The organism is Acinetobacter sp. RF14B, from assembly GCF_006864105.1.
Lineage (GTDB): Bacteria > Pseudomonadota > Gammaproteobacteria > Pseudomonadales > Moraxellaceae > Acinetobacter > Acinetobacter lwoffii_C.
Genome location: NZ_SMTB01000001.1, coordinates 64,787 through 77,980, shown reverse-complemented (window position 1 = coordinate 77,980; position 13,194 = coordinate 64,787). Strand labels below are relative to the sequence as shown.

General features: G+C 44.9%; 14 protein-coding genes. 13 read left to right on the top strand and 1 reads right to left on the bottom strand.

Annotated elements, in window-relative coordinates; translation table 11 throughout:
• The first annotated feature begins 229 nt into the window (after positions 1-229).
• From pabC to E2K52_RS00340, 4 genes are all read left to right on the top strand, one after another.
• The gene (gene pabC / locus E2K52_RS00355) at positions 230-1,045 is read left to right on the top strand and encodes an aminodeoxychorismate lyase (RefSeq protein WP_151203022.1); all 816 of its coding nucleotides are present in this window, start codon (positions 230-232) and stop codon (positions 1,043-1,045) included.
• Between the two features lies 1 nt (position 1,046).
• The gene (gene mltG / locus E2K52_RS00350; protein ID WP_151203021.1) at positions 1,047-2,105 is read left to right on the top strand and encodes an endolytic transglycosylase MltG; all 1,059 of its coding nucleotides are present in this window, start codon (positions 1,047-1,049) and stop codon (positions 2,103-2,105) included.
• A gap of 2 nt (positions 2,106-2,107) precedes the next feature.
• On the top strand, positions 2,108-2,707 hold the full coding sequence (gene tmk / locus E2K52_RS00345) for a dTMP kinase (protein WP_151203020.1): 600 nt from the start codon (positions 2,108-2,110) through the stop codon (positions 2,705-2,707).
• Positions 2,708-2,799: 92 nt separating this feature from the next.
• Entirely contained in the window at positions 2,800-3,234 is a 435-nt protein-coding gene (locus E2K52_RS00340; RefSeq protein ID WP_171478779.1) for a PaaI family thioesterase, read from the top strand.
• 57 nt (positions 3,235-3,291) lie between these two features.
• Here the strand turns inward: E2K52_RS00340 and nadB are convergent, their stop codons facing one another.
• Entirely contained in the window at positions 3,292-4,938 is a 1,647-nt protein-coding gene (nadB, locus tag E2K52_RS00335) for an L-aspartate oxidase (RefSeq protein ID WP_161981112.1), read from the bottom strand.
• 229 nt (positions 4,939-5,167) lie between these two features.
• Between nadB and E2K52_RS00330 the strand changes: the two genes are divergently transcribed.
• The 9 genes from E2K52_RS00330 (at position 5,168) to recO (ending at position 13,185) form a co-directional block, all read left to right on the top strand.
• Positions 5,168-6,553 (top strand): Do family serine endopeptidase, encoded by a 1,386-nt coding sequence (locus E2K52_RS00330; protein WP_151203017.1) that lies wholly within the window; start codon positions 5,168-5,170, stop codon positions 6,551-6,553.
• 127 nt (positions 6,554-6,680) lie between these two features.
• Complete coding sequence (locus E2K52_RS00325) at positions 6,681-7,142, top strand: acyl-CoA thioesterase (RefSeq protein WP_151203016.1); 462 nt, start codon at positions 6,681-6,683, stop codon at positions 7,140-7,142.
• 342 nt (positions 7,143-7,484) lie between these two features.
• Positions 7,485-9,302 carry a translation elongation factor 4 gene (gene lepA, locus E2K52_RS00320; protein ID WP_151203015.1) on the top strand — a complete coding sequence of 606 codons (1,818 nt, stop codon included), beginning with the start codon at positions 7,485-7,487 and terminating at the stop codon, positions 9,300-9,302.
• 18 nt (positions 9,303-9,320) lie between these two features.
• Positions 9,321-10,148, top strand: a complete 828-nt coding sequence (gene lepB, locus E2K52_RS00315) for a signal peptidase I (RefSeq protein WP_151203014.1) — start codon at positions 9,321-9,323, stop codon at positions 10,146-10,148.
• Between the two features lie 24 nt (positions 10,149-10,172).
• On the top strand, positions 10,173-10,544 hold the full coding sequence (locus E2K52_RS00310) for a DUF4845 domain-containing protein (protein ID WP_151203013.1): 372 nt from the start codon (positions 10,173-10,175) through the stop codon (positions 10,542-10,544).
• The gene (gene rnc, locus E2K52_RS00305; RefSeq protein WP_151203012.1) at positions 10,516-11,214 is read left to right on the top strand and encodes a ribonuclease III; all 699 of its coding nucleotides are present in this window, start codon (positions 10,516-10,518) and stop codon (positions 11,212-11,214) included. The genes E2K52_RS00310 and rnc overlap by 29 nt, the downstream gene beginning before the upstream one ends.
• Positions 11,214-12,242, top strand: a complete 1,029-nt coding sequence (gene era, locus E2K52_RS00300; RefSeq protein WP_151203011.1) for a GTPase Era — start codon at positions 11,214-11,216, stop codon at positions 12,240-12,242. Before rnc ends, era begins: the two co-directional genes overlap by 1 nt.
• A 26-nt stretch (positions 12,243-12,268) precedes the next feature.
• Positions 12,269-12,463: an NF038104 family lipoprotein gene (locus E2K52_RS00295; RefSeq protein WP_151203010.1), complete on the top strand. Its 195-nt coding sequence runs from the start codon at positions 12,269-12,271 to the stop codon at positions 12,461-12,463.
• An 11-nt stretch (positions 12,464-12,474) separates the two neighbouring features.
• On the top strand, positions 12,475-13,185 hold the full coding sequence (gene recO, locus E2K52_RS00290) for a DNA repair protein RecO (protein ID WP_151203009.1): 711 nt from the start codon (positions 12,475-12,477) through the stop codon (positions 13,183-13,185).
• Positions 13,186-13,194 lie beyond the last annotated feature (9 nt).

Sequence of the window (13,194 nt, the reverse complement as noted above, 5' to 3'; positions counted from 1 at the left end):
TATATTTCCTGTCCTGACTGACAGGAGTGCTGCCAGTTCCTTGGGCTTGTTAATTACTGAAGATGTATGCCGACCTCGGCTTCTTTGGTTTTGGTTAGATGAGGCGGATATGGCGTGATATTTTTGTATAAAAAATAATGAAAAACCAATGTAAGCTGGGTAACAGAGATAGCGGGACTAGGCTTATAATTTCACTACCTCACTTTAAGGCTTAAGAGGCGATCTAAGGATGCTATGTTTAAGAAATGCTCAAATTGTCAATAATATAGATTTGTTAGATCGTGCCTTTCATTATGGAGATGGCTGTTTTAGCACAGCCCGCATCCGGCACAATCGCATTGAGTTAGCTGAACGTCATCTGGCGCGATTAAGAATGAGCCAGCAAAAACTAAGCTTAGATGTTGATCTGGGGCTGATTACAAAAAGCCTAGCGGTCTTGCTTGAATCAGAAACTGCACTGAATGGCACATTAAAAATCGTACTTAGTCGTGGTATTGGTCAGCGAGGTTATAGCCTGCCAGACCATCCTGCGGACCTGTGGATGTTTTATTATCCCCAAGCCGTATCAGAGTTTAGTTATGAGCAGATTCAGAGCGGCGTGCTACAGCAGGCTATAGGTCTGAGTATGCCAAATCTGGTCGGACTAAAAACCCTGAACCGGCTGGAACAGGTCTTACTCAAGCAGGAAGCGGATTTACGCGCTTGGCCTGAAGCCTTGGTGACCAATGTACAGGGGGCAATTGTTGAAGGGGTGAGCAGTAATTGCTTCATTCGTATAAACAATCAATGGGTCACGCCGAAACTTCGTTATAATGGCGTCTTCGGTGTTATGCGTGCAGAAATTATGCAACGGATGCAAGAGCAGCAAATCGTCTGTCAGCAACGTGATGTGGAAATAGATGAAATTCCACATATTGATAGTCTGTTTTTTTGTAATGCACTTAGCCCGATGAAAATTGCCACTCAATTTGAGCAACGCGCTTTAAATGTAGATGCTTGTATTGAACTTTTTAACCGTCTTCGATTGAATCAGATGTCGTATTAATATGTCAGCTTCCAAGTCCAGCAGTAAAAAGACAAATAAAACCAACTCGACAGGTTTTCTAAACGGGATCGCCTTAGTGCTGATCGGAATCATGCTGGTTCTCGGCCTGATCCTGAAAAGCAGTCTATGGAAAGCCTATCCGGTCGAGGGGCAAAAACAGCTATTGGCGATTGGTTCAGGTGAGACCTATTCGGGTTTTATTGATCGTCTGGCAAAAGAGGGACAGGTCAGCTTTCCGCTTGTTTTAAAGCTTTATCAGCGCATTATGATTCATGACACCATGAAGGCCGGGGTGTATGAAATCCGTCAAGGCATGAGTATGCGTGAAGTGATGGAGATGATTTCCAATGCTGAAAATGCCCAGATGAACCGTATTCTGGTGATTGAAGGCACCACCTTCAAACAGTTAATTGATGCTTTAAAGCAAGATGAGCTGGTCACCAAGGAAGTGGTGCACCTGCCTACTGAACAGCTGCTCAAGGAACTTGATATTCCCTTTTCGCATCCTGAAGGGCTATTTGCGCCAAATACCTATTTCTTTGCCAAAGGTGAAACTGACCGCAAAATTTTGACTAATCTTTATCAGCGACAGATCAAAACACTGGATCAAGCCTGGGAGAAACGCGCATCAGGTCTGCCGTATCAGAATAAATATGAAGCGCTGATTATGGCATCGATTATTGAAAAAGAAACCAGTGTTGATAGTGAGCTGCAACAGGTTTCTGGTGTGTTTGTACGCCGTTTGAACATGGGCATGCGTCTGCAAACCGACCCGACGGTTATTTATGGTATGGGCGATGCCTATACTGGCAATATTACCCGCAAAGATCTGCGTACCCCAACGCCTTATAATACTTATACCATGGCAGGTTTACCGCCAACGCCGATTGCATTGCCAAGTAAGAAAGCCATTGAGGCTGCCATGCATCCGGATAACTCACAAAATATTTATTTTGTTGCTACAGGCAATGGCGGACACAAGTTCAGTAGCAATCTGCAAGAGCATAACCAAGCTGTGCAGGAATACCTTACCGTTTTACGCTCGAAAAATAAGGAATGAGTATGTTTATTAGCTTTGAAGGCACAGAAGGGGTAGGCAAAACGACGCTCATTCATCGAATTTATGCTGATCTGATGGCACAAGGCAAAGAAGTCATTCTGACCCGTGAGCCGGGGGGTACGCCCATGGCAGAGCAAATCCGGGCTTTATTGCTCAGTGTTAATCATGATGAGGCCATGTGTCATGATACCGAATTGTTGCTGATGTATGCTGCACGTGCCCAGCATTTGGCACAGGTCATTCTGCCTGCCTTGTCTGCCGGTAAAACCGTTCTATGTGATCGTTTTACTGATGCCAGTTTTGCCTATCAGTGTGCGGGACGTGGCGTGAGTGAAGATAAGCTGAATTTGCTGAATAAAAGCTTTGTAGCACACATGCCTGATCTGACGTTCTGGCTGGATGCTCCGATTGAACTGGGGATGACGCGTGCCCGCGAGCGCGGAGCATTGGATCGCTTTGAACAAGAAAAAATGACTTTCTTTGAAAAAGTCAGAACAGGTTATGCGACCTTATGGCAGCGTTATCCTGAACGGATCAAACGTCTCGATGCTACTTTGCTGCCTGATCAGGTATTTGAGCAGGCCTTTCAGTATCTGAAATAAGTAATTTTCAATTATACTTTTGATCTGGTTTTTCCCTCGATTTTTACCAGCAAAATCTTCTATAGTGTAAGAAATCAGGAAGATTAAATATGATGAAAAGTACACGAGAAGAAATTATTCAGTTTCTGGAGCAGGAGTTTCCTCAGAGTCTGGAAAAATGTGAGATTGAAGCCGTTGTTCCTTGCGGTGCCACGATGCTGTATCGGGTTGGCGAGCAGGAATTACGTCCAGGGGGAACCGTTTCTGGACCCACAATGATGACGCTGGCGGATTTTGCCTTATATGTTGCAATCTTGGGAGAGATCGGTCTGGTCGGTTTAGCGGTCACTACCAATATGAATATTAATTTTTTACGTAAACCTTCGGGTGGCGTGAACTTGCGGGCAGAATGTAAATTAATGAAAGTCGGCCGGGTACTGATCGTTGGCGAGGTCTGGATCTATTCAGTTGATCAGGAACAGCCGGTCGCGCATGTAACCGGAACCTATTCTGTGCCACCTCAGCCGGCTTTTGCAGTGCAAGCATAATCAGCTATAAAAAACCGGAACTTGTTTCCGGTTTTTTTATACAAGCTTAAATCCTCTTTAAGCTTCTGCGGTATTGACCAGCACCTGCTCTACTTTAAAGTTCGGTGGAATCAGCACCGTCTTGCGTAGTTCTGGTAAAAGCTGCGGATAATCCAGAGTAAAGTGCAAGCCCCGCGATTCTTTACGCTCAATGGCACAACGTACAATCATTTCTGAAACCAGAACCAGATTACGCAGTTCAATCAGGTTTTTACTGACCTGATAGCCCTGATAATATTCTGCGATTTCTTTTTTAAGCATCTCAATGCGGTGTAGCGCACGTTGCAGACGTTTGGTCGTACGGACAATACCGACATAGTTCCACATGGTTTGACGTAATTCATCCCAGTTCTGCAAAATGACCACATCTTCATCCGGGTTGGTGACCTGTGAATCATCCCAAGCGGGCACCGAAGGGGACTGATAAGATCCCTCAAAATGCGTTTCAATATGTCGGGCAGCACTGATGCCATATACAAAGCATTCTAAAAGAGAGTTACTGGCCATTCGGTTAGCACCGTGTAAGCCGGTATAAGAGGTTTCTCCAATTGCATACAGGCCCTGAATGTCGGTTTGGCTGTTTTCATCGACCACAACGCCCCCGCAGGTATAGTGCGCAGCTGGAACAACCGGAATCATATCTTGGGTAATATCAATGCCAAGTTCGAGCAGGCGTGTATACAGTGTCGGAAAATGAGTTTTGACAAAATCTGCATCTTTATGAGTAATGTCGAGCCAGACATGACGAATCCCGAGACGTTTAATTTCATAGTCAATCGCACGCGCCACAATATCTCGGGGCGCCAGTTCAGCCCGCTCGTCAAAGCGCAGCATAAAGCGCTCACCGTCCGGTAAACGTAAATAGGCGCCTTCACCACGCATGGCTTCAGTAATTAATAAGGAGCGTGCCTGGGGATGATATAAACAGGTGGGGTGGAACTGGTTAAATTCCATATTGGCCACACGGCAGCCTGCCCGGTAAGCCATGGCAATCCCATCACCGGTTGCAATATCCGGGTTTGAGGTATAAAGATAAGCCTTCATCGCACCGCCACAGGCGAGGGCGGTAAAAGGTGCTAAAAAGGTATGTACCTTTTCTGTTTTTTCATCCAGCGCATATAAGCCGAGCGCACGGTTGGCCTGATCTGCAAGACCAAGTTTCTGTGAGCAGATCAGATCAATGGCAATATAGTTTTCAAAAATCGTAATATTGTCTTTTTCCTGGGCGCGCTGTACCAATGTGGTGGAAATTGCGCGTCCGGTGGCATCCGCTGCATGAATGATACGGCGTTGGGAGTGGCCGCCTTCACGGGTCAAATGCAGCTGCTCCTGTTCATCCAGTGTAAATTGCACCCCATGCTTAAGCAGGAAATCGACAGAAGGCTTGCCGCCTTCGACGGTATGTTTAACCGCGTCCATTTCACACAAATGGACTCCTGCAATCATGGTGTCATCAATATGCTGTTGAATTGAATCAGTTTCATCCAGTACGGCAGCTACGCCGCCCTGGGCATAGAAGGTACTGGCATCCGTAAGACTGGATTTTGCGAGTACTGCAATATTAAAATGTTCTGGCAACGATAATGCTAAACTTAAGCCGGCGCCGCCACTGCCTACAATAATCACGTCAAAATGATGGGTGAGATGTAAATTAGACATGTCCATCAGCTAATTTAAAAGAAGTCTGGTAATGACAGCGCTTTTTTGCATAAAAGGCAAGCTTTTAAATACAGATTTATTGATCAAAAAAACTAATAAAAGCCTTAACTTAATGCAGTAAAAAAACCAAGATAGCAGTATTCTGATATGTGAACATATTGTTACTTAAAACCAATGATGTTTATGATAAAACCTATTTACATAAATTTATCAACAATTTGAGTGAATAATTTATATGAAAATTCTGGACTTAAAAAAAGGATTATTTGCAGCTACTGTCACTCTGAGTGCTGCCCAGCTACAGGCTGCTAACCCTGTAGACTTTTCAAATCTGGTCGAGCAGGTCAGCCCGGCTGTGGTGAGTGTCAATGTTGTCAAGAAAATGAGCGAAGAAGAGCTCTTGCAGCAACAAGTGCCTGAAATTTTACGGCGCTTTTTTGGCAATCAGGTGATTATTCCACAGCCACGGATGCCACAGGAAAAAACCGGCTATGGAAGTGCCTTCTTTATCAGTAAGGATGGCTATTTGCTGACCAATCATCACGTAGTTGAAGATGCGTCCAAAGTGACCATTACTTTAAATGACCGCCGTGAAATTGATGCCACGGTTGTCGGAAGTGATGAGCGGACAGATGTTGCCCTACTTAAAGTACAGGGTGCTAATTTCCCCCAATTAAGCACGGGCGATGTAGACCGTTTACGGGTAGGGGAGCCAGTGCTGGCGATTGGTTCTCCTTTTGGTTTTGACTATTCGGCTTCTGCCGGGATTGTCAGCGCCAAAATGCGAAACATGATGGGAGAAACGGCAGTTCCGTTTATTCAGACTGATGTAGCCTTAAACCCGGGGAACTCCGGGGGGCCATTATTTAATCAACGCGGTGAAGTGGTGGGGGTCAACTCACGGATCTTTAGTGGTACAGGCGGCTATATGGGGCTGTCTTTTTCAATCCCGATCGATGTGGCCATGGAGGTTGCAGAGCAGTTAAAACGAAACGGAAAAGTGACCCGTTCCTATCTGGGAGTCAGTTTGCAGGACATTGACCGTACTCTGGCGGAATCTTATAAGCTGTCTAAACCGGAAGGTTCGCTGGTGACCCAGGTCGAGCCAAACTCTCCGGCAGCTCAGGCCGGACTACGCCCTGGAGACGTGATTCTAAAATATAATGGAACCTCTATTTCAAGAACCAGCGAGTTGCTGAATTACCTGAACCGTACTGCCCCAAAACAACGCGTTCAACTGGAAGTGTTACGTGATGATAAACGCCGTCAAATTGCGGCAACTTTAGTCACCGCTCCAGACAATACACCAGCCAAAACGGCTACCCCAGCTCGGCCTTCCAAAGGCCCGATCTTGGGGGTGACCATCCGGAATCTGACCCCGGCGGAACTGACTGGGCTGGAAATTAAAGGAGGGGTGGTGATTCAGGATATACGCCCGGGCGGAATTGCAGCTCAAGCCCGGATCATGCCGAATGATGTCATTACCCAGGTCAATAATGCACCGATACAGGATACCAATGGCTTTATTGAAGCTGTTTCAGAGTTGAAAAAAGGCACAGTTGCACGGGTGACCTTAATCCGTCAGGGACAGCGTGCAATAGTGGGAATGCGTATTTCCTGAAGTTAAGAAGTTCTATTTAAAAACCGTCTTTAAGTGAAGACGGTTTTTATATTTTGCAATTTACCCCAGTGAAAATTTCTGTAGACTGAGGCAAGCCAGAACAATTGAATGAAAGGACAAATAAAAAGTGTCAGGTATTTTTGATCAGGTCTTAGAGGTAAAAAACGAGCATATTGACGCTTTGGGGCATGTTAATAATGTGGTTTATGTGCAATGGATGCAGGATGTAGCCTCAGCACATATCGAGCATTTGGGGCTGGGACTCAAAGAGTACCTACAACTTAAACATGCCATGGTCGCAGTGCAACATCAGGTGCAATACCGGAAAGCTGCCTTTGAGGGTGACAAGATTATTTTAAGGACCTGGCTGAATGATCTAAATGCCTTGTATTTATTCAGACAATATGCATTTTACCGTCCTCAGGATCAGACTCTGCTATTTACAGGAAGTACCCAGTGGGCCTGTATAGAAATCGAGACCGGGCGTCCCAAACGTATGTCACCAAGCTTTACCCAGGCTTATCAGCCTATTTCTGCTGAGCTAAATCCGCTTGATTTTTCTCAATCTTATTGCATAGAGACTGCCTGATTCGCTTTTAAACCAGATAGGTTTTGTTATTCTGCCGAGCGGACTGAATCATAAAGATCCGAGATATTTTAAGTGGCTTGCTACGACCTGAAAGCAGGGTTTTTATCAAGAAAAATGATCTGGGTTACTGGCTCATTCAAGCACAAGTGATCTGAACAGCAAAAACATATGCTTGAGTTGCCACAGTAAACAATCAGCAGGGCGGAGTGGCGACTTAAAAGCAGGAAAAGATAATCCTTTTTCTGTATCATCATTCTGCTATAATCCTCGGCAATTTCTATTCGGTTTTTGTTGTGCAGTATCTTTTTTAATTGCATGACACGTTTTTTCTCAAGGTAGCCCATGGCGCAAGCTAAAAAATCTGTTGATATTAAAAATATTCGTAATTTCTCGATTATTGCGCATATCGACCACGGTAAATCGACTCTTGCAGATCGTTTTATTCAAACTTGTGGTGGTTTGCAGGATCGTGAGATGCAGGCCCAAGTTCTTGATTCAATGGAGCTAGAGCGCGAACGTGGGATTACCATTAAAGCCACCTCCGTGACGCTATACTATACGCATCCAAATGGTCAGGAATATCAGCTGAACTTTATTGACACTCCGGGACACGTGGACTTTTCTTATGAAGTTTCACGCTCTCTGGCAGCATGTGAAGGGGCACTTCTGGTGGTGGATGCCGCACAGGGAGTAGAAGCCCAGTCTGTAGCCAACTGCTATACTGCGATTGAGCAAGGTCTGGAAGTACTGCCAGTCCTTAACAAGATTGACTTGCCGCAGGCTGAACCTGAACGTGTGATTCAGGAAATTGAAGATATTATTGGCATTGAGGCGACAGAAGCTCCAACCTGTTCAGCGAAAACGGGTCTGGGAATTGAAGGTGTTCTGGAAACTCTGGTCAATGTGATTCCACCTCCAACAGGTGATCGCGAGGCACCCCTTCAGGCGCTGATTGTTGACTCATGGTTTGATAACTATCTGGGCGTTGTCTCTCTGGTTCGGATCAAGCAGGGTCGTGTGCGTAAAGGCGACAAGATGTTGATGAAATCAACAGGGCAAACGCACATCATTACGTCGGTAGGTATCTTTAATCCAAAACATACTGAAACCGACATTTTGGAAGCGGGTGAAGTTGGCTTCGTCATTGCAGGGATTAAAGACATTTTTGGTGCACCAGTCGGGGATACGATTACCTTGGCGACCACACCAGAAGTTGAAATATTACCCGGATTTAAAAAGGTGAAACCACAGGTCTATGCGGGGCTTTTCCCGATTGATGCCAGTGACTTTGAACCATTCCGTGAAGCTTTGCAGAAACTACAGATCAATGACTCGGCACTGTTTTTTGAACCGGAAAGTTCAGATGCACTTGGTTTTGGTTTCCGCTGTGGTTTCTTGGGCATGCTGCACATGGAGATCGTACAGGAACGTTTAGAGCGTGAATACGATCTGGACCTGATTTCATCTGCACCGACGGTCATTTATGAAGCGGTGATGAAGAACGGTGAAATCCTCTATATCGACAGCCCTTCAAAAATGCCGGATGGTACAACCGTTGAAGACCTGCGTGAGCCGATTGCTGAGTGTCATATTCTGGTGCCTCAAGAGTATCTAGGGAACGTAATGACTTTGTGTGTGGAGCGCCGTGGCGTACAAAAAGACATGAAGTTCATGAGTAATCAGGTTTCCATTACCTTTGAAATCCCGATGGCTGAAGTGGTCATGGATTTCTTTGATAAATTGAAGTCGTGTTCACGCGGCTTTGCTTCGCTGGACTATAACTTTGTGCGTTTTGAAAGCTCATCACTGGTGAAAGTGGATGTCCTGATCAATGGTGAAAAAGTTGATGCGCTGGCCATGATTTGTCACCGTCAGGATGCCCGTCATCGTGGTATTGCCCTGGTTGAAAAAATGAAAGACCTGATTCCGCGTCAGATGTTCGATGTGGCGATTCAGGCGGCCATTGGCGCACAAATTATTGCTCGTTCAACCGTAAAAGCGATGCGTAAAAACGTATTGGCAAAATGTTATGGTGGTGACGTCTCGCGTAAGAAGAAACTGCTTTCGAAACAAAAAGAAGGTAAGAAACGTATGAAACAGGTGGGTAGTGTTGAAATCCCGCAAGAAGCGTTCTTAGCTGTATTGAAAGTCGAACGCTAAATAATAAGGATAAAGCCCATGGATTTTGATTTTAATTTGATTCTTGTTCCTGTGACCTTAATCTTTGTCGCAATCTGGTTGCTGGATAAGTTTGTACTGAAGCAGCGGCAGACCCGGGGCAAGGGCAATGAAAATTTTATCATCACATGGGCTTATGACTTCTGGCCAGTGCTGACAGTGGTCCTGATCTTACGTTCGTTTTTGTATGAGCCTTTCAATATTCCATCAGATTCAATGGTACCGACCCTGGAAACGGGTGACTTTATTTTGGTCAATAAGTTTGACTATGGGGTAAAACTGCCGATTGTAAACACCAAGATTATTGATACCGGCCATCCGGAACGCGGTGATGTGGCGGTATTCCGCTATCCGCCACAGCCAACGATCAGTTATATCAAGCGTATCATTGGTTTGCCGGGTGATCATATTGTTTATGATCATGGTCAGCTCATTATTAATGGTCAAAAAGTCGAAAAGGTTCCGGTAGAATTTAGCCGTGAAAAAGACCGTATGGATACGCCAAATTCGATGTATCATAAAGAAACCATTGGCGAGCATACGTTCACCATGCGTGAACTTGAAAATGTGAATGTTGCACGTCAGGCACCATTTATTAACTATGTGGACAATGGTAAATATTCCACTGAAAATGGATTATATTGGGAAATCAAAGTACCAGAAGGGCACTATTTCGCGATGGGGGACAACCGCGATCAGAGTGCTGATAGCCGTTTTTGGGGATTTGTTCCGGAAGAGAACTTAACAGGTCGAGCATTCTATATCTGGATGCATAAAGAGCCTGGCTTTAAAATGCCATCGTTTAATCGAAACGGAATGATTGATTAATTGTTTCAGTCAGGAAAATAAAAAATGAAACATCAACAAGGTGCTTCTTATATTGGAATTTTGGTTGCAATTGTAGGCTTTGCATTTCTTGCAAAAGTGGCAATTGCAGTGTGGGGGCCGTATTTCGATGACCGTATGGTTGATAACCAGGTTGAGGAGCTGCTTAAGACTGCTCCTGCCAATATGGCACCATCGCAATTCAGTCAACAGATGGATCAGCGTTTACAGATGAATAATATTCGTGATCTGAAGTTTGATGACATTGCCCGAGTCACCAATACGGATGGCTTGCAGGTACACAAGAATTATGAAATTCGCAAAAATTTTGTAATGAATATCGATTTAGTGATGAAGTTTGAGAAAGAGTTTGATCAAAGCACAGTCAAAACTAAATGATGAACGTCTGACCAGACGAATTGGTTATCAGTTTCAACAGGCTGATTTACTTAAGCTGGCCCTGACTCATCGTTCAGTCAGTCATAAACATAACTATGAGCGCCTAGAATTTCTAGGCGATTCACTTTTAGGAATGATCATTGCGAACTATCTGTTCACAGCTTATCCGCACGAAAATGAAGGGCGCCTCACGCGTATGCGTGCGACCTTGGTGCGTCAGGAAGCGCTGGGTAGAATCGCCAATGATTTAAAACTTAGCCAGAATTTAATTCTCAGTACGGGTGAATTGAAATCTGGCGGTCATCATCGTGAGTCTATACTTGCAGATACGGTCGAGGCGATTATTGGTGCCATCTATGTTGATTGTGGCGATCTGAATATCCTGGAAGCGGTTGTGCTAAAATGGTATGAACCATATTTGGACAATATTGAGCCCACCGACCAGTTAAAAGACCCGAAATCACGCTTGCAGGAATATTTACAAGCTCGTAAAAAACCTCTCCCGGTTTACGAGGTGGTCGATATTCAGGGTGATGCCCCGAATCAACATTTCAAGGTGGAATGTCAGGTTCAGGGGATGTCAGTAATGACCGGGGAAGGTTCAAGCCGCCGATTTGCCGAACAGGCTGTAGCGGCAGATATTTTAAAACTTTTGGAGCATAAGTCTTAATGACTACTCATTCCGATCACATCGATGCTGATCACGAGTCGCAAAGCGACAGCAATGACTTGATTAGTCAATTCTTTAGTGCAGAAGGTACTGAGATTCCTTCGGATTATCGTAGCGGTTTTGTTGCGATTGTTGGCCGGCCAAACGTGGGTAAATCTACCCTGATGAACCATTTGCTCGGTCAGAAACTTTCCATTACTTCACGTAAGCCACAAACCACACGTCATAAAATTGTGGGAATTGATTCACGTGAAAAATCTCAGGCGGTCTTTGTGGATACGCCAGGGATGCATAAGAAAGAAGTCCGTGCCATCAATAAAATGATGAACCGTGCTGCACATTCGGCCTTACGTGATGTGAACCTGGTGCTGTTTGTGGTCGATGCACAGAAATGGACCCAGAACGATGAACTTGTGCTGGAAAAATTAAAGAATGCCGAGATGCCGGTAATTCTGGTCATCAACAAGCTGGATACGTTTGAAAACAAGAATCAGGCCTTACCGCTGATTCAGGAACGTGCCAAGTTGATGAATTTTGCGGAAATCGTACCAGTATCTGCACTGCGTGGTGCCAATCTGGAGCATTTACGTGACACGATTGCCAAATACCTGCCATTTCAGCCACCGCTTTATTCGCTAGATCAACTGACAGACCGTTCAGAACGTTTCCTGGCTTCTGAAATTATCCGTGAAAAAATCATGCGCCAGCTTGGTGAGGAGCTGCCGTATGACCTGACGGTTCAGATTGAATCTTTTAAAATCGAAGAGCCGGTACTGAATGAAAAAACAGGGCGTATGAAGCCTGCCTGTACCTATATCGATGCCACAATTTTTGTTGACCGTCCGGGACAAAAAGCCATCGTAATTGGTGAAAAAGGATCTAAACTGAAAAAAATCGGTATGGATGCACGGGTGGATATGGAAAAAATGTTCGAGCAAAAAATCATGCTGACGCTTTGGGTGAAAGTCAAAGGCGGCTGGTCTGACGATGAGCGTGCATTGAAGAGCCTTGGTTATAGCGATATTTAATCACTGAAATTTTACAGGTAGAGTGCATGATGAAAGTTTTAGCCCTCATGGTATGTGTCTTGTTCTTGCAGGGCTGTATTCACAAAGTTGTGACTGTACCTGTAAAAGTGGCCTATAAAACCACGAAAGGGGTGGTCAAAGGTACTGCGGCCGTCGTTGGTGCCGTCATCCCGGATGGGGATGACGAAGATGAACAACAATCTAAAAAAGATCGTGATTAAGCCAGCAGTCTATGCGTAATGAAGTGCTGCATGGCTATTTGATTCATCATCGTAAATATCGCGAACGTAGCCATATTGTGTACCTGTTTACGCAGGAATATGGCCGCATGGATGGCATACTTCGACAAACTCCACCCCCTCAATATCAGCCGATCAGTTTGCAGGCTTCAGGAAAATCCGAACTGAAAAACTTTACCAAGCTTGAAATTGTTAATCAGCCTATTTTCTTTTTTGGTGATGCCTTCTTTTCCGGTTTTTATCTAAATGAAATTCTGCTGCGGCTGTGTCCCCTGGAAATGGAAATGCCACAGACTTATGCCAAGTATGGCGAAACGCTAGTGGCTTTGCAGCAGCTTTCTGTCCAGACTGATCCGCATAGTTATTTAAAGCAAATCCTGCGCCAGTTTGAGCATGTGCTGCTTGAAGAGTTGGGCTACGCTTTGGACTTTTCAGTCGATGCCAATCAGGTGCCCATCAATCCCTCGCAGCATTATTATTTTCAGTTAAATGATGGCTTTATGCCTACCGCCAAACCATCTCGCTCAAATTTGTCGGGCCAGCAGATTTTAACCATGCTGCATTATGAAAGTGGTAGGGATTTTAGCCCAGAACAGTTACAATTACTGACGAAGCTTTATCGACAGGTGATTACTGCCTTGCTTGGCGATCGCCCCTTGAAAAGTCGACAATTGTGGATTCAAAACTCTCAATCTCAATCGTAGTTAGGAAGA